Consider the following 21,628-nt stretch of genomic DNA (forward strand, 5'->3'; position numbering starts at 1 on the left):
GCGGGGCGGGGCAGTCCCGCCCCGTCCCGCCCCGCCTCCTGCCGCTCGCGGGCTACTTCGCGCCGCGCGCCAGCCCCAGTGCGTACGAGGGCCACCAACTGCCCGCCTTCGGGCCGCCCTTGCAGGTGCCGTCCGACTCTCCCGGGCGCTTGATCCACAGGTAGTCGGCGATCAGGGGGTCGGCGGTCTTGGTCGTCGGTGGAGTGCCCAGGGCGCGACCCGGGGGGTTGCACCAGTTCTCCGGGTCGTCGCCGCCGGGCGCCGGACCGTTGCCGTTGCGGCTGGTGTCGATGACGAAGCGCTTGCCGCCGACCATCGCGGACAGCTGCTTGCCGTACTTCGTGTTCTCCGCGGTGGTCTGGTAGTTGGAGATGTTCAGCGCGAAGCCGTCGGCCCGGTCGATGCCGGCCCGCTTGAGGGGCTCGACCATCCGGCCCGGGTCCTTGATCCAGTGTGGATTGCCGGCGTCCAGATAGACCTTGGTGTGCGAAAGCCCCTTGAGCTTGCCGACCGCCTCCGTCAGCAGGGCGTACCGCTCCTCCTGGAACTTCTGCGGGGTGCACTTGTCGGCGAGGTGCGGCAGCGCGTCGGGCTCCAGGATGACGGTGGTGGGGCGGTCGCCGATGCCCGCCAGGACCCCGTCCAGCCACGCCCGGTAGGCGTTGCCGTCGGCGGCGCCGCCCCGGGAGTAGCTGCCGCAGTCGCGGTGCGGGATGTTGTAGAGGACCAGCAGCGCCTCACGGCCGGCCTTGGCGGCCGCCTCGGTGAAGCCGCGGGCCTCACCTCGCGGGTCGTCGACGCCTATCCACTCGGCGACCGGCTGCGCCGCGATCTTGTTGACCAGGCGGGCGTCGGAGGCGTTGTCGTCCTTGCGGTACGCGGACATCTGGCGGGCCGCCTTGCTGTCCGGATTGACCCAGAACGGCGTGACGGACTCGGGGCGTTGGCCCGGCTCGGCCGGCAGGCCGTCGTCCTTGGCGCCGTCGGAGGAACAGCCCGCGAGCAGCAGCACCGCCATCGCTCCCGCCGCTGCCGCACCCGGTTGCGCGAGACGCCGCCGGCCCGCACCGGAGCGACCCGTCGGCGGCCCGGCTCCGGCCGTCCGCCGCAGATTGCCGTCCATCCACTCCCCCTCGGGCACGGAACACGACCGGCTGAAGCACACCGGCCGCCCCCATCGTGGCACACGGCCCCCCGGCCGGGTCGGCCTGTGGACGAGCCCTGCACCGTCCTCGCTAAGGGACTTGACGCAGCGCGTCCGTCATGATGCGGGGGCCTGCCCCGCGTTCGCTGCCTGGAAGGACGTCAGATACGCCGCGACCACGACCACCTTCGCCCGGCCGCCGCCGGGCCCCGACGCGGTGCCACCGCCGTCCTCGACGATCAGCCGCAGTTCGGCGCGGCCCCCCTCGTGCGGGGCGTGGACCCGGTGCGGGTCGAAGCGGTCGCGGTCGTAGAGCTGGACGTCCTCGACGGTGAAGCGCGCGGTGCTGCCGTCGGCACGCCGGACGTCCACCCGCTGCCCCGGCGCGAGCCCGGTCAGCCGCCGCGCGGTGAGGGGCCCGGCACCGGAGCCGCGGTCGCCGCCGGCCCGGCCCACCAGCAGCGCAGCGCCCGCCTCGCCCGGCTGCGGCCCTGCGGCGTACCAGCTGACGGGGTCCGGCGAGGCGGGCGGGGGCGGGGCCGGCAGCCCGCTCTCGTCGAGATCCTGCGCGGCGATTCCGGCCGCCCGTACACCGAGCGCTTCGATGGTGATCCCCATGGGATCCGTGGTCGCCGAGCCCGGCACCGGGGCGTGCGCGTGCGCGGGCCCCTGACGCCCCAACGGACGGCCGACCGCGGCCACATCACCCGTGGTGGCGAGCTGCGCGGCCACCCCGTCCGCCAGATCACGCCCCCACAACCACAGCCCCAGCAACAACACCGCCCACGCCACCCCCGCGAGCAGCTGGCCCGTGCGGTGCGGGTGGAGGTGGGCGTTTCCCTTGTTCATGTGTGGCGTGATGCCAGTATGTGGCGGCGGCGTGCCCGTGCTCGTCGCCGGAGCCGTGGCTGTGGCTGTGGCCGTAGTCGTGGTCGTGGCGGCTGCCGAAGTCACGGTCGTGGCCGTGGTCGTGGCCGTGGCCGTGGCCGTACGTCCCGCCCCGGACTTCCCGCTCCCCGTACCCGTACCCGTACCCGTGCCGATTCCGGGTCCGGTGACGGGCAGCTTCAGGGGTTTGAGCGTTCCCCGGGGGCCATACGGGACCCAGGTCCGGGTGGCGGCCCGAGGCGCGGGTCTGTCCACCACCTCCGCACCGCGCGCGCCGGACGGGGCGGCCACTCCGGCGGCGCCCGTCCGTCCGTCCTCGTCAGCGCTCATCGGCCCCGCCCCGTCGCGTACGGCGCAACCGCAGCCGGAGCCGGAGCAGCTGCCCGGCGATGACGAGGACGGCGCCGCCGGCCAGCACCAGGCCGACGGCCGAGGTGCTGCTCAGCTCGTGGCGCGGCCCGGCGTCGGCGGTGGGCCGGGGGCCGGCGGGGGAAGCCTCGCCGGCGGCGGCCGGCAGCGCGGCCTTCCGCACGGGCGGTACCGCGGCGGCGGGGGCCGGCGGGCAGGCGGTGCCCCGGACGGCCTGGCAGCCGGCGGCCTGCCGGGGAGCCGCGCGGCCCGGGGCGTAGGGGGCGGTGAGAGTGACGTACGGGCCCGGTGCGACAAGGCCCCCGCCGGCGCCGATACGGATGCCGGCGCCGTTCCCGTTACCGGTGCCGTGCACGCCCACGCCATGGGCGGGCGCCGTCATCACCGCGCACGCCGCGACCGCGGCACAGAGAGCGAGTAGCCGTGAGCGCATGGTGAACCTCCGATACCTCCGAAGGTCCGCCCGGGCGAGCCCGCCCGCATCCGGTGCGGTCCGTTGCTGCGCCGTTCGGGTGGGTCAGCGACACCGGCGGGCCGCCGGCCCTCGGCGTGCGGGGCAGCGGCCGGACGGCGATCAGACCAGGTCGATGAGGTCCGCGATCGAGTCCACCACGCGGGAGGGACGGAAGGGGTGCCGCTCGACCTCCTCGGGGCGGGTCAGCCCGGTCAGCACCAGAAAGGTCTCCATGCCCGCCTCCAGCCCGGCGAGCACATCGGTGTCCATCCGGTCGCCGATCATCGCGGAGGTCTCGGAGTGGGCACCGATGACATTGAGGCCGTGCCGCATCATCAGCGGGTTGGGCTTGCCGACGAAGTACGGGTCCACGCCCGTCGCCTTGGTGATCAGCGCGGCCACCGACCCCGTCGCGGGCAGCGCGCCCTGCGGCGAGGGGCCGGTCTCGTCGGGGTTGGTCGCGATGAACCGGGCCCCGTCGTTGATCAGCCGGATCGCCTTCGTCAGCGCCTCGAAGCTGTAGGTACGGGTCTCGCCGAGGACGACGTAGTCCGGGGAGTGATCGGTCAGGACGTAGCCGATGTCGTGCAGGGCGGTGGTCAGGCCCGCCTCCCCGATGACGTACGCGGTGCCGCCGGGCCGCTGGTCGTCGAGGAACTGGGCGGTGGCCAGCGCGGAGGTCCAGATCGACTCCCAGGGCACGTCCAGCCCGATCCGGCTCAGCCGGGCGTGCAGATCACGCGGGGTGTAAATGGAGTTGTTGGTCAGCACCAGAAAGGGTTTGCCCGATTCGCGCAGCCGCTTGATGAAGGCGTCCGCCCCGGGGACCGGCACACCCTCGTGCATCAGGACGCCGTCCATGTCGGTGAGCCATGACTCGATCGGCTTGCGCTCTGCCACTGCCGGACTCCTGCCGTACGTGAGGACCAGGGGCGCCGGCCGCCCCGCACACACCCCGAGCACGCGCCCCGTGCGTACGTACGACCGACACACCCAGCCTAAGTCAGCCCCGCACACTCCCGACCCGGCGCTGACCGGGGATCTTCGCCGACGTGCGGCACCGGCGCGCCCGCCCTCCGGTCAGCTCCCCGTCGCCGTGCGCCACGACTCCAGGTAGCTTTCGAGGTTCTTGGCGAGGTCGTTCCAGTCGGGGCGGAAGATGTCGACGTTCTTCATGAGGGCGGCGAGCTGGGTGGCGTTGCGGTCGGTGGGCTTGATGTCCGTGCGGGAGGGGAAGCCGCCGCCGACGGCGGATGCCTGCTGCTGGACCCCGGGGGAGAGCAGGTAGTCGAGGAACTTGCGGGCGTTGGCGCGGTGCGGGGCGTTCTTGACCAGGCCGGCGGCGTACGGGAGGGCGAAGGTGGCGGGCCTGGCGCCGGGCTTGGCGGCGGGGAAGAAGATGCCCTGGTTCGGCATCGACTTCTGGTTGGCGTGGTTCATCTGGACATCGCCGTTGGCGACGAGGAGTTCGCCCTTGTCGGTCTTGGGGGCGAGCTGGCCGGTGGAGGAGGACGGGCCGACGTTGTTGGCCTGGAGCTTCTTGAGGAAGTCCATCGCCGGGCGCTTGCCGCCGAAGTCGTGCAGGGCCTTGATGAGCACGGCGGTGCCGTCGCCGGCGACGCCGGGCGTGGAGTACTGGAGCTTGTCCTTGAACTTCGGGTCCAGCAGGTCCTGCCAGGTGGCCGGGGCCTTCGTCAGCTGCTTCTTGTTGTAGATGAAGCAGAAGTAGTTGTTGACGATCGAGGTCCACTTGCCGGCCGGGTCCTTGTCGCCGGCCGCGACCCGGTCGGCGCCCTGGGGGCGGTAGGTGTCCAGCAGGCCCTTGCCCTCGGCCTGCTGGATGAACGGCGGGAGGGTAACGACGACGTCGGCCTTGGTGTTGGCGCGTTCGCGGGTCAGGCGCTGGACGGCCGCGCCGGAGCCGGACTCGACGTAGTTGACCTTGATGCCGGTCTTCTTCTCGAAGTCCCGGAAGACCTTGTCGTAGAAGCCGTCGCCCTGCTCGCTCTTGAGGCCGTCGGCGCTGTAGACGGTGATCTCCTTGGCGTCGGGGTCGGCGGTGGAGGCGCCGCCGCACGCGGTGAGCGAGGCGGCGAGGGTGAGGGCGCCGCAGCAGGCGGCGAGCGGCTTGCGGAAGGGGCGGATGCCGGACAGTGACATGGCGGGGTAACTCCTGGTAAGCGCAAGGGGATTCGGGGAGGGTCAGCGGTAGGAGGCCTTGGTGCGGATGCGGGAGACACCGAGGAGGACGAGGAGGGTGGTGAGCATCAGGGGGACCGCGAGGGCGGCGCCGGTGAAGAGGGAGCCGCGGTCGGTGGCGGAGAAGATCTGCACCGGCAGCGGCAGCCAGTCCGGCGGATAGATCATCATCGTGGCGCTCAGCTCGCCCATGGACAGGGCGAAGCACAGGCCGCCGGCCGCGGTGAGGGACGGCAGGAGCAGGGGCAGCTTGACCCGCCACAGCACGTACGCGGGGCGGGCGCCGAGGCCGGCCGCGCTCTGCTCGTACGCCGGGTCGAGGCGGGTCAGCGCGGCGGTCACGGACTGGTAGGCGAAGGCGGTGACCAGCACGGTGTGGGCGAGGATCACGATCTGCGGGGTGCCGTTGAGCAGGAGCGGGGGCCGGGAGAAGGCCACCAGGAGGGAGAGGCCGACGACCACGGAGGGCACGGCGACCGGCAGCAGGAACAGGGCGTCGATGATCCGCCGGGCGCGGCGGCCGCGCTTCTCGGCGGCCAGGGCCGCCCAGGTGCCGGCGGTGAGCGCGCCGAGGCTCGCCGCCACCGCGGTCGCCAGGCTGATGAGCAGGGCGTCGAGCGGCTCGCCGTGCGCGAGGGCCCGGTAGTGCGTCAGGGTCGCGCCGGAGGGCAGGACTCCGCTCCAGTCCGTCGCGAAGGACGCGGCGACGATCACCAGCAGCGGCAGCGCGAAGACGGGGACGAAGAGGACGAGGAAGAGGAGGTGGACGGCCCGGCGGGCGGACTTGCTAGGCACCAGCACGGCGAGCACCTCCGGTGCGAAGGGCCGGACCGCCGCCCGTACGGGACATCACCGTCCGGTAGAGGGCGTAGAGCGTGACCGACAGCGCGATGTTGACGACGGCGACGACGCAGGCGCCGGTGTAGTCGCCGTCGAGAAGTGCCTTGGTGTAGACGAGCATCGGGAGGGTCACGACGTCCTTGGCGCCGGTGAAGAGCACGATGCCGAACTCGTTGAGGCACAGGACCAGGACGAGTGCGCCACCCGCCGCGAGCGAGGGCAGCGCCTCCGGCAGGATCACCGTCCGCACGATCCGCCACGGGCGGGCGCCCAGCGAGGCGGCGGCCTCCAGCTGGCCGCTCTCCACCTGCGAGAAGGCGGCGAGCAGCGGGCGCATCACGAACGGGGTGAAGTAGGTGACCTCGGCCAGCAGCACGCCCCAGGGGGTGTGGAGGAAGTTGAGCGGCCCGTGGGCGGCGCCGGTCACGTCCGTCCACAGGCCGTTGGCCATGCCGGCGGAGCCGTAGAGGAACAGCAGCGCCAGCGTGATCAGGAACGAGGGGAAGGCCAGGAAGAGGTCGATGAAGCGGCTGAGTGCCCGGCCGCCGGGGAACGGCACGAAGGCGATGACGAGGGAGAGCGCGAGGCCCAGGAGGAGCGCGCCGACGGTGGCACCGGCCGCGAGGAGCACCGTGTTCGTCAGGGCCTCGCGGAAGGATGCCTCGGCGAAGACCGTGGCGTACGGGGCGGTGGAGTGGCCGCCGCCGTCCTCGGGGGTGACGGACTGCCACACCACCAGGGCCAGGGGGTAGAGGAAGACCAGGGCGAGGGCGGCGATCGGGGGCAGGGTCCACAGGGCGGCGGCCATGCGGCGGGGGCGGGGCGCGGGACGGCGGGGGCCCGCCGCGGCCGGGACCGGCGCGGCAGCGGTCCCCGCGCCGGGGGCCACCGTCTCCGTCCCTTCCGCCGTTTCCGTCCTAGGCATGGTCCGCACGGTCCCCCGTGAGACCCGCCGGGATGAGGACCGCGTCCTCGGGGGCGAAGTGCAGTGCGATCTCCTCGCCCAGCGCCGGTGGCGTGCGCAGTTCGCGCGGATCGGCCAGGACGCGGTGGCCGTCGACCGCCACGTACAGACGGTGCGTCGAGCCGCGCCACTGCACCTCGGTGACCGTGCCGCGCAGGGTGTTGACGGGGCCGCCGCCGGGCGGGCGCTCGCCGAGTCCGACGAGGTGCGGGCGCACGCAGAGGGTGGCGGCGGCGCCCCCGGCCACGGTGTCGCCGACCGGCACCGACAGCCGCCGCCCGGCGAGGTCGACGCCGTCGCGGTCCGCGCGCACCGTCACCGGCAGCAGATTGGCGGTGCCGACGAAGGAGGCGGTGAACTCGGTGCGCGGGCGCCGGTAGAGGTCCTGCGGGGTGCCGCAGTCCCGCAGCCGGGCCCGGTCCAGTACGGCGATCCGGTCGGCCAGGGTCAGGGCCTCGATCTGGTCGTGGGTGACGTAGAGGATCGAGACGTCGGGCAGTTCGCGGTGCAGCCGGGCGAGTTCGGCGAGCATGCCGGAGCGCAGCTGGGCGTCGAGCGCGGACAGCGGCTCGTCCAGCAGCAGGACGCCGGGGCGGATGGCGAGCGCCCGCGCGAGGGCGACCCGCTGCTGCTGGCCGCCGGACAGCTCCCGGGGGTGGCGCCCGGCGTACGCGGCCATGCCCGTCATCTCCAGCGCCTCGGCGACCCGGCCGGGGATCTCGGCGCGCGGGGTCTTGTGCGCCCGGAGGCCGAAGGCGACGTTGTCGGCGACCTTCATGTGCGGGAACAGCGCGTACTGCTGGACGACCATGCCGATGCCGCGCTTGTGGGGCGGCAGCCCGGTCACGTCGCGGTCGCCGATCAGCACCCGCCCGGCGGACGGCTGGACGAATCCGGCGACCGTCCGCAGCGCGGTGGTCTTCCCGGAGCCGGACGGGCCGAGCAGGGCCAGTACCTCGCCCGGGGCGACGGTCAGATCGAGGGCGTCCAGGACGGTGTGCTCGCCGTGCCGGCCGTAGGTGACGCTGACGCCGTCGAAGCGGATGCCCGACGCGGGGTCCGGTACGGGGTCCGTGGCCGAGCCGGCCGGGTGCCGGGCGGGTGCCGTGGCGGCGGGGGCGGGCATCTCACACCACTCCCAGCAGCGCGGGCAGTTCGGCGACGGACCCGAGGACGTGGGTGGCGCCGGCGGACTCCAGCTGCGTCCGGTCGTGCGCCCCGGTGAGCACCCCGGCGACGGTCCCGGCCCCGGCCCGCCGCCCGGAGAGCATGTCGTAGGAGGTGTCACCGGCCACCGCGATCCGCCGCACGGAGTCGGTGGCGCGGGTGCGCAGCAGCGCGGTGAGGACCATGTCGGGGTAGGGGCGGCCGCGGCCGCCGGCGTCGGCCGGGCAGAGCGTGAGGTCGGCCAGGTCCTGCCAGCCGAGGGCGCCGAGCAGGGCGTCCTGGGTGACGCGGGCGAAGCCGGTGGACAGCACCACGGTGCGGCCGGCCGCCCGCAGTGTCTCGATCGCCTCGCGGGCTCCGGCGACCGGCGCGATCCGGCCACCGTCGACCAGTTCGCCGTAGGCCGTCTCGAAGGCGGCGTTGGCGCGCCGGGCGGCCGCCTCGTCGCCGAAGAGATGTCGGAAGACGGAGATCTTCGACTCGCCCATGGTGGCCCGGACGTAGGCGAGGTGCCGGGCGTGCTCGGCGCTGCCCGGCTCCACCCCCAGGCTGCGGGCGGCGGCGTCGAAGGCCTGCTCGACCAGGCCGCCGTCGGCCACGGTGGTGCCGGCCATGTCGAGGACGACCAGCTGGACGTCGTCGGGGGCCGGGGTGCGGTCGGGGTGCTTCAACGGGCTCACCATCCCAGTTCGTTCGCGGTGGTCTCGGCGATTGCCGGGGAACAGGTCATGCCGCGGCCACCGGGCCCGGTGACCAGCCAGACGCCGTCACGGGCCTGCTGGCGGTGCACCACGCGGCCGGTGTCGGTGCACTGTGCGTAGACCCCGGCCCAGCGGCGGCGGATACGGGGCAGCGGACGGCCGAGAATCGACTCGACGACGCCGGTCAGGTGCTCGTAGGGCTCCTCGACGGTGTCGAAGGCGAACGGCGCCTCGTACTCGTGGGTGTCGCCGATGGTCAGCCCGCCGTCGGCGCGCTGGACCATCAGCAGCTGCATCTTGTGCGCGGCGGCGGTCGGCGTCTGGGCCTGGCCGGCGTTGAGCGCGTCCAGGGCGTCGCCGCGGTAGGCCGGGTAGTAGCGGAAGCTGTCGGCGTCGGCGACGGAGGTGGTCAGCGGCTCGCCGAGCGGGTCGGTCTGCATCATCTGCAGCCGCACCCGGCGCACCGGCAGCTCGGGGATCAGCTCCCGGACCAGCCCGCCGAGCCAGGCGCCGGTGCACAGGATCACCGCGTCGCCGTGGTGCGTCTCGCCGTGATCGTCACGCACCGACCGCTCCCCCACGACCGCACGGACCTCCCGGCCGCCGAGGTAGGTGTACCGCCCGGACCGCAACAGCTCTTCCTTCAGGGCGCGTTGAGCGACCCGCGGCTCCACGGCCGCGTCCCGCTCGCACCACAGCGCCCCCTCGAAGGTGCCGCGCAGGGCGGGGTTGATCTCCCGGGCCTGACCGGCGTCCAGCAGCCGGTAGCCACGGGCGGCGGCGTCCGGGCGGCGGGTGGCGGCCTCGGCGACCGCCCGCTCGGCCTCGTTCTTGACGACGGTCAGCGAACCGATGGCCCGGAACCCCAGCCCGGGCACCCGGGCCCCGATCCCCTCCCACAGCTCACGGGCCCGCAGCGCGGTCGCCAGCTCCTCACCACCGGCCCGCCCGCTGACCCAGATCTGCCCGAAGTTCCGGACCGAGGCCCCACGGGCCTCGGCCTCCCGCTCGAGGTGCAGGACCTCATGACCCCGCTCGACCGCCTGCCAGGCATGCATGGTCCCCAGCACCCCGGCTCCGACAACTATGACTCGCATGCCCCAGACGCTCGCCGCGACGGGTGGACCCCCGAAGACCCTTCGGCGACGCGACGGTGAACAGGACGGCAAGCTTGGCCTAGACCCGTTACCTTCTCGTGATGTTGCTGGGCGGGCCGGACGGCTGTGTCGCGTCGCGGCCCCGGACCTCAGCCCCCCGCCCCGCCCCCCAGGTGGGTGGTGAAGGAGAAGCGGTCGCCGCGGTAGAGGGAGCGGACGCGTTCGAGGGGGCGGCCGGCGGTGTCGCGGGAGAGGCGGTGGATCAGCAGCATGGGCAAGGCGCCGGGGGTGCCGATCAGGAGGGCCTCGCGGGGGGTGGCGAGGACGGTTTCCAGGCGTTCGTCGGCGTCGCCGAAGTCGATGCCGAGGCGGCGGCGGAGGTAGGCGTAGAAGGAGGAGTCCGGGGGGAAGTCGGTGGCCAGGTCCGGGACCCGTTCGACCGCGACGTAGGTGCTCTCCAGGCCGACCCGTTCGTCGTCGGCGAGCAGCACGCGTTCCATGTGCCATACGGCGTCGCCCGCCGCCAGGCCCAGGTCGGCGGCGAGGGCCGGCGGGCAGCGGAAGCGGTCGAGGGAGACGAGGTGGCGGCCGGGCTCGCGGCCCTGGTCGCGGACGCCCTCGGTGTAGCTCGCCAGGGACAGCGGCTGTGCCATCTTGGGTCCCGCGACGACCGTGCCGCGTCCCGCCCGGCGCAGCCGCCCCTCCAGGATCAGCTCCCGCAGCGCCTGGCGCAGGGTCTCGCGGGAGACCTCGAAGCGCTGCGCCAACTCGCGTTCGGTGGGCAGCACACCGCCCTCGCCCAACTCCTCCAGCAGCGCGGCGATGTCGACCTTGGCCGCGTAGTACTTGGGAATGCGTCCGTGCTCGGGGATGCCGGACCGGACGGGTGCGCCAGGATCCTGGCCGTACGGGAAATCCACCCGGTGATCCTCGCACTGCGGGCCGGGGGCGGCGCGAGGGGGCCGTGCGGGAGGTGTCCGCGCGGGGTACCGCCCGCCCACCGGAATGCACCGATGCCTCGTCAGGCGGTCCTGCCCGCGCCTGCGCCCCCGCGCGTCCCGAAGAGGGGCGCGAGTACCAGTTCGGCCGCGCCGTCGGCGACCGCGCGGGGGCCGCCGCGGGCGAGGGCCACCGCGACCGGCGCCCCGGTGCCGGTGCCGCGGGTACGGGCGCGGTCGGCCAGGGCCTCGGTCACGCCGTCGAGGAACGGCGCGGGATCGGCCAGTACGCTGCGGCCGCCGAGCAGTACCCGGTCGATGTCGAGGAGTTCGACGAGGTTGGCGGCGCCCACTCCCAGGGCGCGGGCCGCGCCCGGCAGGTCGTCGCGGGCCACCGCCGCCAGGCACAGCGCCTCGAGGCAGCCGCGCCGGCCGCAGCCGCAGCGCGGGCCGTTCCACTCGACCGTCTGGTGGCCGAATTCGCCGGCGCCGGTGCGCGGGCCACGGTAGAGGCTGCCGCCCAGGACGAGCCCGGCGCCCAGGCCGGTGCCCAGGTGGAGGTAGCCGAACGAGCCGGCGCCCCGCGGCAGGTCCCGGGCCAGGCCCAGCGCCGCCGCGTTGGTGTCCTTGTCGAGGACGACGGGCAGGCCGAGGCGCTCGGCGAGCGCGTCGCGCAGGGGGAAGCCGTCCCAGCGGGGGGCGCCGGTGACCCGGTGCAGCACCCCGGTGGTGTGGTCCAGCGGCCCGGGGCAGGCCGCCCCGACGCCCAGGACCGGGGTCCCGTCGGCGCCGGCGCGCAGCGCGGTGACCTCGCGTGCGGCGGCGGCGAGCAGGTGCTCGGCGCCCGCCTCGAAGGCCAGCGGGGCACGGCGCACGGCGACCGCCTCGCCCGCCAGATCGGTGCGGACGGCGGTGAGTTCGTCGCGGTCCAGGTGCAGGCCGATGGCGTGCCGGGCGCCGGGGACCAGCCGCAGCGCGGTGGCGGGCTTGCCGCCCGTGGAGGCGCGGCGGCCCGCCTCGGCGGCCAGGCCCTCGGCCCGGAGCCGGGCGGTGATCTTGCTGACGGCCTGCGGGGTCAGACCGGTGTGCGCGGCGAGCTCCGGCCGGCTGACGCCCTCCGCGCCGGCCGCGCGCAGCAGCCCGAGCACCAGGGCGGCGTTGTGGCCGCGCAGTGCGGGGAGGTTGGCGCCCGGGCTGCCGGCGAAGGCCGCGAAGGAGAGATCGTTGCTGCTCACCCGTCCATTGTCCGCATCGCTTGCACTTTGGCAACAGCGTTGCTTAAGTGGGTTCCATGAGTGCCCTGAGTGAGAAGCGTGAGAAGAGCGGCGGCCCGGCCCAGGACCGGCCGCTCCGCGTCGGCCTCCTCGGCTACGGACTGGCGGGGTCGGTCTTCCACGCCCCGCTGATCGCCGCGACCGGGGGCCTGCGGCTGGATGTCGTCTCGACCGCGAGCCCGGAGCGGCAGGCGCAGGCCCGCGCCGAGCATCCGCAGGTCCGTACGGCCGAGACGGCGGAAGCGGTGCTCGCCGCCGCCGACGACCTCGACCTTCTGGTGGTCGCCACGCCCAACAAGACACATGTGCCGCTCGCCACCGCCGCGCTGGAGGCCGGCCTGCCGGTGGTCGTCGACAAGCCGCTGGCCGCCACCGCCGCCGAGGCCGAGAAGCTCGCCGCGCTCGCCGAGGACCGCGGGCTGCTGCTGTCCGTCTTCCAGAACCGCCGCTGGGACAACGACTTCCGCACCGTCCGCGGGCTGATCGAGGAGGGCGCGCTCGGCGACGTCCAGCGCTTCGAGTCGCGCTTCGAGCGCTGGCGCCCGCAGCCCAAGGGCGGCTGGCGGGAGTCCGGCGACCCGGCGGAGATCGGCGGCCTGCTCTACGACCTCGGCAGCCACCTCACCGACCAGGCGCTGACGCTCTTCGGCCCGGTCGTCTCGGTCTACGCCGAATCCGATGTCCGCCGCCCCGGCGCCGAGGCCGACGACGACACCTTCCTCGCCCTCACCCACGCGAGCGGCGTCCGCTCCCACCTGTGGATGAGCGCCACCGCCGCCCTGCTCGGCCCGCGCTTCCGGGTCCTGGGCAGCCGGGCGGGCTTCGTGAAACACGGCCTGGACCCCCAGGAGGCCGCCCTGCGCGAGGGACGCCGCCCCGGCGCCGAGGGCTCGGCATGGGGCGTGGAGCCGGAGTCCCACTGGGGCCACCTCGGTGCCGGGACCTCCCCGCAGACCGGCGGCGGCGAACGGGTGCCGACGCTGCCGGGCGACTACCCCGCGTACTACGCCGCGGTCGAAGCGGCCCTGCGCACCGGCGGCCGGCCCCCGGTGTCGGCCCGGGAGGCGGCGGCCGCGCTGCGGGTGCTGGAGGCCGCGAAGCTGTCCGCCGCCGAGGGCCGGACGGTCCGGATCGGGACGGACGCATGAGCCCGGCGGAGCCCCGGGCGGCCGGCGAGGTGGCCGAGCTGGAGGAGCAGGAGGAGCGGCTGGTCCTCGACTCCTTCGGCAATGACGACGCCTGGGAACTGGGCACGCTAGTGGCGGAGTTGGCCCGCGGGCGCGGGGCCGTGGTGACGATCGGGATCCGGCGCGGCGCCCAACGGCTGTTCCACCGCGCGCTGCCGGGCACCAGCGCCGACAACGACGCCTGGATCGACCGGAAATCCGCCGTCGTCGAGCGCTACGGCGAGTCCTCCTTCCTGGTCGGCGCCCGGTTCCGCGCCAAGGGCCGGACGTTCGAGGAGTCCTCGCGGCTGCCCGCGGACCGCTTCGCCGCGCACGGCGGGGCGTTCCCGGTACGGCTGCGCGGCACGGGCGTGGTCGGGGTGGTCGCGGTCTCCGGGCTGCCCCAGGCCGACGATCACGCACTGGTGGTGGAGGGGCTGGAGCGGTATCTCGCGGCGGGCCGGGAAGGCCCCCGCAGGAGCCCCGTGGAAGCCCCGTAGAAGCCGCGTGAGCAGAGCCGCCACGAGCCCTCCGCCCGGTCAGGGACGGCGGAGGTGAGTCCCGGGCGTGTAGCCGAAGGCCCGGCGGAAGACGTCGATGAAGGCGCTGGTGGAGGCCCAGCCGCAGCGGTGGGCGACCGTGGTGACCGGCTCGCCCTCCGCCAGCATCCGCAGCGCGTGGTAGAGGCGGAGCTGCGTGCGCCACTGCGGGAAGGTCATGCCCAGCTCCCGGCGGAAGAGGCGGCTGAGCGTGCGTTCGCCGGCGCCCGCCTCGCCGCCCAGCGCGGCCAGCGTGCGGGGGTCGGCCGGGTCGCGGTGGAGCACGTCGCAGACCGCGCGCAGCCGGGAGTCGGTGGGCGCGGGCAGTTGCACCGGCTGCTGCGGGGAGGCCCGCAACTGGTCGAGGAGGACGGCGCGCAGACGCCGCCGCTCGGGACCGTCGGCGCCGGGATCGCCGGTGTGGGCGAGGATCAGTTCGCGCAGCAGCGGGCTGACGGTCAGCACGGTGGGGGTGTCGAGACCGAGCGGGTTCACCGTGGCGGGCAGGCCCAGCAGGTGTAGGTCGAGGCGGCCGTGGGCGCGGTGGGCGTGCACACACCCGGCCGGCACCCACAGGGCGCGGGTCCCGGGGGCGAACCAGGTGCCCGCCTCGGTGGTGACCGCCACGACGCCCGCTCCCGCGTAGACGATCTGGTGGTCGTCGTGCCAGTGGGCGTCGATGCCCTCCCCCGCGGCCAGTGTCCGGGCGAGAGTGGCCGCCTGCGCGGTGTGGCGGATATCCGACATATATCGGCAGTTTACCGGAAGCGCGACGCGGTCCCCCGGGACGACGATCGGGACATGTCACCCCACCAGAACCGGCGTACCGGACCTCTCACCCTGCTGTCCCTGGGACATGCCTGCGTGGACATCTACCAGGGCTCGGTCGCCGCCCTGGTCCCCTTCTTCGTCGCCGAACGGGCCTACACCTACGCCGCGGCCTCCGGGATCGTGCTGGCCGCCGCGCTCCTGTCCTCCGTGGTGCAGCCGCTTTTCGGGGCCCTCACCGACCGCCGGCCCCTGCCGTGGCTGCTGCCCGTCAGCACGGTGGTCGGCGGGGCCGGCGTCGCACTGGCCGGGCTCATGCCGTCCTACCCGCTCACCCTGCTGGTGGTGGCCGTGTCCGGGATCGGCGTCGCGGCCTACCACCCGGAGGCGGCTCGCGTGGCCCGCCGCGCGAGCCGGGGCAGCCACACCGCGATGAGCTGGTTCTCCCTGGGCGGCAACCTCGGTTTCGCCACCGCGCCCCTGCTGGTCTCCGCCGTCGTCGCCACCGGCGGCCTGCACGCCTCTCCCCTGCTGGTCGTCCCCGCCCTGGCCGGCGCCGCCCTGTGCCTCGCCGCCGTCCGCCCGGCCGGCGCCTCCCGGACACCGGCGCACCCGGCGGGGGCCACCGCCCCGGCCGGCACGGACGACTGGCCGTCCTTCCTCCGGCTGTCCGGGGCCATCGTCTGCCGGTCCGTCGTGTTCGTCGGCCTGAGCACGTTCCTCTCGCTGTACGTGCGCCAGCGGACCGGGGGCGGCGAGGTGTCCGGCACGATCGCCCTGTTCGTCCTCTACCTCGGCGGCGCGGTCGGCACCCTGGCCGGCGGCAGGCTCGCCGGCCGCTTCGGCCGGCTCCCCGTGGCGCGCTGCTCCTACGCCCTGACCGTGCCGGCGGTCGCCGGGCTCGTCTACGGACCCGGCCCGCTGCTCTACCCGTTCATCGCGCTCGCCGCGGCCGGCCTGTACGTGCCCTTCTCCCTGCACGTCACCCTCGGCCAGGACTACCTGCCACAACGGGTGGGCACCGCCAGCGGCGTCACCCTCGGCCTCGCCGTCAGCATCGGCGGACTCGCCAGCCCGCTCATCGGCACCCTCGCCGACGCCACGGGTTTGCGGGCCGCGCTCGCCCCCCTGATTCTTCTGCCGGCGCTGGGATGGCTGCTGCTACGGCGCCTTCCCGACCCAACGGGTCCGCTGCGCTTGGCCGGCTTCCCACGTTTTTGTCCTTCCCGCCGTGGGGGTTTGTCGCCGTTGCGCCTGCGGCGGGCGGGGTCCGCTGCGCGGGGCTGTCGGGTGCGGTGACGGACCTCCGGGGCCTGGTGTGTGGACTGCTTCGCTTTACGTCCACACACCAGGCCCCTCCGGCCCGCCCCCTCCCGTGGGGGGAGGGAAAGAAGCCTGGTGGAGGGCGAACGTGCGTGGGCGAGCGCGCCTCGTGGTCGTACCGAAACGGCCGACAACGGCACGACGGCCCGCCCCCACCCACCGAAACTTCTCCCCCAACGGGAGGGGACGGGCCGGAGGGGGTGGGTGTTCGGACGTAAAGCGAAGCAGTCCGAACACCCACCCCCGCAGGACCGTCACCGCACCCAACACCCACCCGCCCGCCGCAGGCGCAACGGCGAGACGACACCACGTCGCCGCAGAAAACAACGTGGGAAGAACGGTCAAGCGCAGCGGACCGGCCCGCCGCAGGCGCAACGGCGAGAAACCACCACGACGCCGCAGAAAACAACGTGGGAAGCAAAGGACTACGCGGGGAGAAAGACCTGCCGCTGGCGCCCCAGGCCGTCGACCTCCAGTTCCACCACGTCGCCGCCCCGCAGGTACGGCTTGGGGTCGGGGTGGCCCATGGCGACGCCGGCGGGGGTGCCGGTGTTGAGGATGTCGCCCGGGTGGAGGGTCATGAAGTGGCTGACGTAGCGGACCACTTCGGCGACGGGGAAGATCTGGTCGGCGGTCGTGCCGTGCTGTTGCAGCTCGCCGTTGACCCACAGCCGCAGACCCAGGGCCTGCGGGTCGGGTACCTCGTCGGCGGTGACCAGCCAGGGGCCCAGCGGGTTGAACGTCTCGCAGTTCTTGCCCTTGTCCCACTGGCCGCCGCGCTCGATCTGGAACGCGCGCTCGGAGACGTCGTGGGCGACCGCGTAGCCGGCGACCGCCGCCAGCGCCTGCTCGTCGGTCTCCAGGTAGCGGGCCGTGCGGCCGATGACGACCGCCAGCTCCACCTCCCAGTCGGTCTTCTCGCTGCCGCGCGGCAGCAGCACGGTGTCGTCGGGGCCGACGACCGTGTCGGGGGCCTTCAGGAAGAGGATCGGCTCCGCGGGGGGCGCGGCCCCCGTTTCCCGGGCGTGGTCGTGGTAGTTCAGGCCGATACAGACGATCTTGCCGATCCGGGCCAGCGGCGGGCCGGTGCGCAGCCCGTCCGGGTCGAGCCGCGGCAGCTCGCCGGACGCGGCGGCGGCGCGGACGGCCGCCAGCTTCCGTTCGTCCGCGAGCAGTGTTCCGTCGATGTCCGGGACCAGGCCCGACAGGTCCCGCAGGACCCCGGACCCGTCGAGCAGCGCCGGGCGCTCCGCCCCCACCGTGCCGACACGCAGCAGCTTCATCGAGTGCACTCCCCTGGTCATGGGTCGGCCGGGAAGGGCTCTTCCCGGCCGGCCGATGGGGACGGCCATCGAGCGATTCGGACGATCGTCCAAGAACGGGGTGCGGTCCGCAAGACCCCGTTCACGGACTGGACCACCGGGGGCCGGGCGCGACCGCCCGGCCCCGCCTCGGGTCAGCCGGCGGTGGGGACCGTCGCCCCGTCCGCGGGTGTGGTCCCGGCCGCGGGGCGGGCGGCGGCCTGGGAGTTGGCCCGGGAGCGGGCCGCACGCCGGCGGGCCTCGCGGGTCTTCGGGGCGCGCCGCGGGGCCGGGCGGCGGGCCGGGACGGGCGCCTGCGGGGTGGGCGCGGCGGCGGTGTCCGCCTCGGCCGGGGCCGGCTCCGCGGCCTTGCGGTCGCGGTGCAGCAGCGCCCGCTCGCAGGCCGTCCAGGTCGTCGTGGTGACCATGTAGAGGCCGGCGGCCAGCGGCACCACGGCGATGGTGATCAGCGTGCCGAAGGACAGCAGCGGCATCAGCTTGGACATCGACGCCATGCCGGGCAGCGCGGCGTTCGCCCCGCCCGCGGCCGGGGCGGGGGCCTTGGCCAGGGTCGCCCTGGCCCGCCGGAAGTTCCAGGTGGCGACCGCCGTGATCAGCCCGAACAGGGCGAGGTAGACCAGGCCCTGCGGCCCGAGGACGCCGCCGTCGGCGAGCGCCTGGGTCCAGTGGCCGCCGAGCGGCGCCCCCAGCAGGGTGTGGTCCAGCAGACCGCCGCCCCCGCGGGAGAACAGGTGGTACATCACGAAGAAGACGGGCAGCTGGAGCAGCATCGGCAGGCAGCCGGCCAGCGGCGAGGAGCCGGTGTCGGCGTACAGCTCGCTCATCGCCTTCTGCAGCCGCTCGGGGTTGCCCTTGTGGGTGCGCTGGAGTTCCGCCATGCGCGGGGCGAGCGCCGAGCGGGCCTTCTCGCCACGGGCGGCCGCCCGGGCGAGGGGGTGCAGCGCGGCGCGGACGGCCAGCGTGCACAGGACGATGGCGGCGGCCATGGCCGCCGTGCCGAAGAGCGGGGTGAGTGCGTCGGCGGCGTGCGTCAGTGCCTCGCCGAGGAAGCCGAACATGGACATGGGTGAGCCCTCCACGGGTCTCGTCGTGCCGGGATGCGGAATCGGCGTGACGAGCCGCGCGGACGCGGACAGCGGTGCGGTGGGACCGGTCCGGGCGCCTACGCGGCCGTCGGGAGGGGACGGCCCGGTGCCCGGGGACGCGGCCGGCCGGCCGCGTCGGGGTCGCGCTGGGGCAGGAAGGCGGTACGCCGCTCGCGGTCGCGCAGAGCGGTGCGGATCCGGCCCGGTGGCAGCGGCCGGGCGACGGCCGCGATCAGGAAGGCGCTGCACAGCAGCAGCATCGCCGCGGTGGTCGCGGCGGCGGTCAGGGCCGCGGTGAGGCCGGTCTGCGAGAGCAGGAGACCGGCCAGGAGGAAGAACAGCGCCGAGACGCAGAGGCGCCAGGTGGCGACGGTGCGCTGCATCGGGCGTCCTCCTCGGGTTGTCCGGTCCTCAAGACTTGTCGTCTTCCGCTCAAGAGTAGCCATAGATCTGGGCAGCCGTGAGACCTGCCGGTAACTTGCCCTGCCTGCCGTCGGGACGTCGGCGGACCAGGGGGAATCAAGGGGGAACACCAAGGAGGTGCTGTGCGCGACATCAGCGTTCCGGCCCTGGCGGCTCCACTGCGGACCGGCGGCCTCGCCGACTCCGTCTTCGACACCGCCGCCCATCAGCCGGATTTCGCTCAGCTCGCCCGTCGCGATCCCCGGGCCGGAGGCGGCTGGCAGGAGGTGTCCGCCGCGGAGTTCCGGGACGAGGTCATGGCCCTGGCCAGGGGGCTGCTGGCGGACGGGGTCCGGCCCGGTACCCGGGTCGCCCTGATGGCCCGGACCCGCTACGAGTGGACGCTCTTCAGCTATGCGCTGTGGGCGATCGGCGGGGAGCTGGTGCCGGTCTATCCGACCGCGTCGGCCGAGCAGCTGCGCGCGATCCTCGCCGGGGCGCGGGTCACCGCGATCGTGGTGGAGAACGAGGCCCACGCGATGACCGTGGCCGAGGCCTGTGACGAGCGGGCGCTGCGCCGGCTGTGGCAGCTGGACCTGGACTGTGTGCGCCGGCTGATGGAGGAGGGCACCCGGCTGACCGAGGCGGACGTCCACCGGCTGCGGCACGCGGTCGACCCGGACGGCGTCGCGGCCATCGTCTACACGTCGGGGACCACCGGCCGGCCGCGCGGCTGCGTGATCACCCACGCCAATCTCGCCGCCGAGTGCGACACCCTCTACGCGGGCTGGGGCGGGCTGCTGGCCGCGCCCGGCGAACGCCCCTCGCTGCTGGCGTTCCTGCCGTTCGCGCACGTCTACGGGCTGATGGTGCAGGTCGCCTGCCTGCGCGGCGGGGTCAAGCTCGCCCATCAGCCGGAGGTGTCGTCCCGCGAACTGCTGCCGGCGCTGGCCTCGTTCCGGCCGACGTTCCTGTTCGCGGTGCCGTACGTCTTCGAGAAGATCTGCACCCGCGCCCGGCTGGCCGCGGAACAGGCGGGCCGGCAGCGGATGTTCGACGCGGCGATGACGGTGGCGGTGCGCTACGCGGAGGCGGTCGCGGAACAGGAGGCGGGCACCGGGCGCGGCCCCGACCCGTTCCTGCGCGCCCGCCACGCGCTCTACGACCGGCTGGTGTACGCGCACATCCGCGAGATGCTGGGCGGCCGGGTGCGCACCGCCGTCTCCGGCGGCTCGCCGCTGCTGCGCGAGCTGGGGCTGCTCTTCGCCGGTATCGGGATCACCGTCTACGACGGCTACGGACTGACCGAGACCAGCGGCGCGATCACCGTGCAGCCGCCCGGCCGGGTGCGGTTCGGGACGGTGGGCCTGCCGCTGCCGGGCAGCGCCGTGCACCTGGCGCTGGACGGCGAGGTGTGGGTGCGGGGCGCCGTGGTGTTCGCCGGCTACCTCGACGAGGGCGGCACCGCGGCCGACGGGCTGTACGACGGCTGGCTGGCGACCGGGGACCTCGGGCACCTCGACGAGCAGGGCTATCTCGTCATCACCGGCCGCAAGAAGGACGTCATCATCACCAGCAACGGCAAGAGCGTGGCGCCGCAGGGGCTGGAGCAGCGGCTGTGCGCGCATCCGCTGATCTCGCAGTGCGTGGTCGTCGGCGACAACCGGCCCTATGTGACCGCCCTGATCACCCTGGACCCGGATTCGCTGACGCACTGGCGCACCCTGCGCGACGAGCCGGGCCCGGCTAGCACGGCCCCCTCGCCCGAGGAGCAGTTGCAGGCGGAGGTGCGGCGGGCGGTGGCGCGGGCGAACGCCTCGGTGTCGCGGGCCGAGTCGATCCGCGCCTTCCGGGTGCTGCCGGGCGAGTTCAGCCAGGAGTCGGGGCTGGTGACGCCGTCGCTGAAGCTGCGGCGCGCGGCGATCGTCCGGGCGTACGCGGCGGAGATCGAGGCGCTGTACGCCGAGGGGCGCAGCGAGGAGCCCGAGTCCCGGCGCGAGCGCCGTCGTTGGGCGGCGGCGAGCCTGTACGCACGCTGAACGCGCGGACCGGGTCGCCTGGTGCGGGCCCGGCCGGGCAACGGTATCCGGCGCACGTCACCCGTTTCACCCGGCCGGGCCCGCACGCGGCACCGTAGCAGTGCCGCGGCGGGCCCGGCCGTTATTTGTCCAGGGGTGAGGACCCACGACCGCGGACCCCGCGCGACCTTTAGCGTCCGGTGGCATTCCAGTAAGACGAACCGGGAGGCCGTGTGCGGTCGATCCTCAGCAACTCCGCAACATCCGGGCGGACCATCGCCACCGGACTGGTGGTGGCTGCGCTCGTGGCGACGCTCGCGGCCCTGCTGCTGCCCGTCCAGCTCTTCGGCGAGTCCGCGGCCGCGGCGACCACCACGCTCTCGTACGACGACGACGGCGGGGGCACGGTCAACACCCGCTACGGTCCGCTCACCGCGATGGACCGGGACTTCGTACGCAAGGTCAAGCTGGCCGGGCTGTGGGAGCTGCCCTCGGGCCGGATGGCGCAGCAGCGCGGGACGACCGCCGACGTCCGCACGGCCGGCGACCATCTCGTGGCGGGACACACCGAGCTGGACCGGCGGTCGAACGAGGCCGGGCGGGCGCTGGGCGTCGACCTGCCCACCGAGCCCAACGTCGCCCAGCAGGGCTGGCTCGGGCAGCTCAAGGGCGCCCAGGGCAAGGAGTTCGACGCGCTGTTCGCGGAGCTGCTGCGCCGGGCCCACGGCAAGGTCTTCGGGCTGGTGGCCCTGGTCCGTGACCAGACCAAGAACACGATGGTGCGCGCGCTGGCCGACCGCGCCAACGACGTCGTGCTGGACCACATCACGTTCCTGGAGAAGACCGGCCGGGTCGACTTCAACACCCTGCACTCCAGCTGACCTCGCGCAGGCAGCCCACCGGGAGGCGCCCTTCACGCCCCTCTGTGCACCGAAACAGGACAACACCCCTCACATCGGACGAAGCGAAG

Annotated in this window: 21 protein-coding genes; 5 read left to right on the forward strand and 16 right to left on the reverse strand. The window is 74.3% G+C overall.

From position 1 onward, the window contains the following. Window positions 1–52 precede the first annotated feature (52 nt). The 12 genes from ACQP17_RS13190 to ACQP17_RS13245 form a co-directional block, all read right to left on the reverse strand. Window positions 53–1,123: a glycoside hydrolase family 6 protein gene (locus ACQP17_RS13190; protein WP_433856449.1), complete on the reverse strand. Its 1,071-nt coding sequence runs from the start codon at window positions 1,121–1,123 to the stop codon at window positions 53–55. Window positions 1,124–1,261: 138 nt separating this feature from the next. Next, window positions 1,262–1,993, reverse strand: coding sequence for a sortase domain-bontaining protein (locus tag ACQP17_RS13195; RefSeq protein ID WP_433856450.1), 732 nt, complete (start codon window positions 1,991–1,993; stop codon window positions 1,262–1,264). Between the two features lie 358 nt (window positions 1,994–2,351). Beyond that, entirely contained in the window at window positions 2,352–2,834 is a 483-nt protein-coding gene (locus tag ACQP17_RS13200; RefSeq protein WP_433856451.1) for a hypothetical protein, read from the reverse strand. A gap of 141 nt (window positions 2,835–2,975) precedes the next feature. After that, entirely contained in the window at window positions 2,976–3,755 is a 780-nt protein-coding gene (locus ACQP17_RS13205; protein WP_189103709.1) for an HAD-IIA family hydrolase, read from the reverse strand. A 180-nt stretch (window positions 3,756–3,935) separates the two neighbouring features. Beyond that, window positions 3,936–5,015, reverse strand: a complete 1,080-nt coding sequence (locus tag ACQP17_RS13210) for a 2-aminoethylphosphonate ABC transporter substrate-binding protein (protein WP_433856452.1) — start codon at window positions 5,013–5,015, stop codon at window positions 3,936–3,938. 42 nt (window positions 5,016–5,057) lie between these two features. Further along, the gene (locus tag ACQP17_RS13215) at window positions 5,058–5,855 is read right to left on the reverse strand and encodes an ABC transporter permease (RefSeq protein ID WP_433856453.1); all 798 of its coding nucleotides are present in this window, start codon (window positions 5,853–5,855) and stop codon (window positions 5,058–5,060) included. Beyond that, the gene (locus ACQP17_RS13220; RefSeq protein ID WP_433856454.1) at window positions 5,842–6,819 is read right to left on the reverse strand and encodes a 2-aminoethylphosphonate ABC transporter permease subunit; all 978 of its coding nucleotides are present in this window, start codon (window positions 6,817–6,819) and stop codon (window positions 5,842–5,844) included. Before ACQP17_RS13220 ends, ACQP17_RS13215 begins: the two co-directional genes overlap by 14 nt. After that, window positions 6,812–7,984, reverse strand: coding sequence for an ABC transporter ATP-binding protein (locus ACQP17_RS13225; protein WP_433856455.1), 1,173 nt, complete (start codon window positions 7,982–7,984; stop codon window positions 6,812–6,814). The genes ACQP17_RS13220 and ACQP17_RS13225 overlap by 8 nt, the downstream gene beginning before the upstream one ends. A 1-nt stretch (window position 7,985) precedes the next feature. Next, a complete protein-coding gene (locus tag ACQP17_RS13230) occupies window positions 7,986–8,708 on the reverse strand; it encodes a phosphonatase-like hydrolase (protein WP_433856456.1) in 723 nt (240 codons plus the stop codon). Further along, window positions 8,702–9,823 carry a TIGR03364 family FAD-dependent oxidoreductase gene (locus ACQP17_RS13235; RefSeq protein WP_433856457.1) on the reverse strand — a complete coding sequence of 374 codons (1,122 nt, stop codon included), beginning with the start codon at window positions 9,821–9,823 and terminating at the stop codon, window positions 8,702–8,704. The genes ACQP17_RS13230 and ACQP17_RS13235 overlap by 7 nt, the downstream gene beginning before the upstream one ends. A gap of 149 nt (window positions 9,824–9,972) precedes the next feature. Then, window positions 9,973–10,743, reverse strand: coding sequence for a GntR family transcriptional regulator (locus ACQP17_RS13240; RefSeq protein ID WP_433856458.1), 771 nt, complete (start codon window positions 10,741–10,743; stop codon window positions 9,973–9,975). A gap of 101 nt (window positions 10,744–10,844) precedes the next feature. Continuing rightward, window positions 10,845–11,996, reverse strand: coding sequence for an ROK family transcriptional regulator (locus ACQP17_RS13245; protein ID WP_433856459.1), 1,152 nt, complete (start codon window positions 11,994–11,996; stop codon window positions 10,845–10,847). Between the two features lie 56 nt (window positions 11,997–12,052). Here ACQP17_RS13245 and ACQP17_RS13250 point away from each other — a divergent pair, with 56 nt between their 5' ends. Beyond that, window positions 12,053–13,183: a Gfo/Idh/MocA family oxidoreductase gene (locus ACQP17_RS13250; RefSeq protein ID WP_433856460.1), complete on the forward strand. Its 1,131-nt coding sequence runs from the start codon at window positions 12,053–12,055 to the stop codon at window positions 13,181–13,183. Beyond that, a complete protein-coding gene (locus ACQP17_RS13255) occupies window positions 13,180–13,701 on the forward strand; it encodes a heme-degrading domain-containing protein (protein WP_433856461.1) in 522 nt (173 codons plus the stop codon). Before ACQP17_RS13250 ends, ACQP17_RS13255 begins: the two co-directional genes overlap by 4 nt. Window positions 13,702–13,740: 39 nt before the next feature. On the opposite strand, the gene ACQP17_RS13260 is transcribed toward ACQP17_RS13255, so the two are convergent. Beyond that, window positions 13,741–14,487: an AraC family transcriptional regulator gene (locus ACQP17_RS13260; RefSeq protein ID WP_433856462.1), complete on the reverse strand. Its 747-nt coding sequence runs from the start codon at window positions 14,485–14,487 to the stop codon at window positions 13,741–13,743. Window positions 14,488–14,541: 54 nt separating this feature from the next. Between ACQP17_RS13260 and ACQP17_RS13265 the strand changes: the two genes are divergently transcribed. Next, window positions 14,542–15,807, forward strand: coding sequence for an MFS transporter (locus tag ACQP17_RS13265; RefSeq protein ID WP_433856463.1), 1,266 nt, complete (start codon window positions 14,542–14,544; stop codon window positions 15,805–15,807). Window positions 15,808–16,256: 449 nt separating this feature from the next. On the opposite strand, the gene ACQP17_RS13270 is transcribed toward ACQP17_RS13265, so the two are convergent. From ACQP17_RS13270 to ACQP17_RS13280, 3 genes are all read right to left on the reverse strand, one after another. Then, a complete protein-coding gene (locus tag ACQP17_RS13270; protein WP_433856464.1) occupies window positions 16,257–17,114 on the reverse strand; it encodes a fumarylacetoacetate hydrolase family protein in 858 nt (285 codons plus the stop codon). Between the two features lie 173 nt (window positions 17,115–17,287). After that, window positions 17,288–18,217 (reverse strand): YidC/Oxa1 family membrane protein insertase, encoded by a 930-nt coding sequence (locus ACQP17_RS13275; protein ID WP_433856465.1) that lies wholly within the window; start codon window positions 18,215–18,217, stop codon window positions 17,288–17,290. 98 nt (window positions 18,218–18,315) lie between these two features. Continuing rightward, window positions 18,316–18,621: a DUF6412 domain-containing protein gene (locus ACQP17_RS13280; protein WP_433856466.1), complete on the reverse strand. Its 306-nt coding sequence runs from the start codon at window positions 18,619–18,621 to the stop codon at window positions 18,316–18,318. A gap of 162 nt (window positions 18,622–18,783) precedes the next feature. On the opposite strand from ACQP17_RS13280, the gene ACQP17_RS13285 reads away from it, so the two are divergent. Continuing rightward, window positions 18,784–20,679, forward strand: a complete 1,896-nt coding sequence (locus tag ACQP17_RS13285) for an AMP-dependent synthetase/ligase (protein WP_433856467.1) — start codon at window positions 18,784–18,786, stop codon at window positions 20,677–20,679. 212 nt (window positions 20,680–20,891) lie between these two features. Next, on the forward strand, window positions 20,892–21,539 hold the full coding sequence (locus tag ACQP17_RS13290; protein WP_433856468.1) for a DUF4142 domain-containing protein: 648 nt from the start codon (window positions 20,892–20,894) through the stop codon (window positions 21,537–21,539). Window positions 21,540–21,628: the final 89 nt, after the last annotated feature.

Source organism: Streptomyces kronopolitis (assembly GCF_050953795.1).
In the GTDB taxonomy this organism is placed as follows: domain Bacteria; phylum Actinomycetota; class Actinomycetes; order Streptomycetales; family Streptomycetaceae; genus Streptomyces; species Streptomyces kronopolitis_A.

Excerpts from the sequence above, each read along its gene's own strand:
- ACQP17_RS13190 (WP_433856449.1), bottom strand. The coding sequence starts at position 1,123 with ATGGACGGCAATCTGCGGCGGACGGCCGGAGCCGGGCCGCCGACGGGT.
- ACQP17_RS13195 (WP_433856450.1), bottom strand. The coding sequence starts at position 1,993 with ATGAACAAGGGAAACGCCCACCTCCACCCGCACCGCACGGGCCAGCTG.
- ACQP17_RS13200 (WP_433856451.1), bottom strand. The coding sequence starts at position 2,834 with ATGCGCTCACGGCTACTCGCTCTCTGTGCCGCGGTCGCGGCGTGCGCG.
- ACQP17_RS13255 (WP_433856461.1), top strand. The coding sequence starts at position 13,180 with ATGAGCCCGGCGGAGCCCCGGGCGGCCGGCGAGGTGGCCGAGCTGGAG.
- ACQP17_RS13275 (WP_433856465.1), bottom strand. The coding sequence starts at position 18,217 with ATGTCCATGTTCGGCTTCCTCGGCGAGGCACTGACGCACGCCGCCGAC.
- ACQP17_RS13230 (WP_433856456.1), bottom strand. The coding sequence starts at position 8,708 with ATGGTGAGCCCGTTGAAGCACCCCGACCGCACCCCGGCCCCCGACGAC.
- ACQP17_RS13235 (WP_433856457.1), bottom strand. The coding sequence starts at position 9,823 with ATGCGAGTCATAGTTGTCGGAGCCGGGGTGCTGGGGACCATGCATGCC.
- ACQP17_RS13225 (WP_433856455.1), bottom strand. The coding sequence starts at position 7,984 with ATGCCCGCCCCCGCCGCCACGGCACCCGCCCGGCACCCGGCCGGCTCG.
- ACQP17_RS13220 (WP_433856454.1), bottom strand. The coding sequence starts at position 6,819 with ATGCCTAGGACGGAAACGGCGGAAGGGACGGAGACGGTGGCCCCCGGC.
- ACQP17_RS13260 (WP_433856462.1), bottom strand. The coding sequence starts at position 14,487 with ATGTCGGATATCCGCCACACCGCGCAGGCGGCCACTCTCGCCCGGACA.
- ACQP17_RS13250 (WP_433856460.1), top strand. The coding sequence starts at position 12,053 with ATGAGTGCCCTGAGTGAGAAGCGTGAGAAGAGCGGCGGCCCGGCCCAG.
- ACQP17_RS13265 (WP_433856463.1), top strand. The coding sequence starts at position 14,542 with ATGTCACCCCACCAGAACCGGCGTACCGGACCTCTCACCCTGCTGTCC.
- ACQP17_RS13270 (WP_433856464.1), bottom strand. The coding sequence starts at position 17,114 with ATGAAGCTGCTGCGTGTCGGCACGGTGGGGGCGGAGCGCCCGGCGCTG.
- ACQP17_RS13210 (WP_433856452.1), bottom strand. The coding sequence starts at position 5,015 with ATGTCACTGTCCGGCATCCGCCCCTTCCGCAAGCCGCTCGCCGCCTGC.
- ACQP17_RS13280 (WP_433856466.1), bottom strand. The coding sequence starts at position 18,621 with ATGCAGCGCACCGTCGCCACCTGGCGCCTCTGCGTCTCGGCGCTGTTC.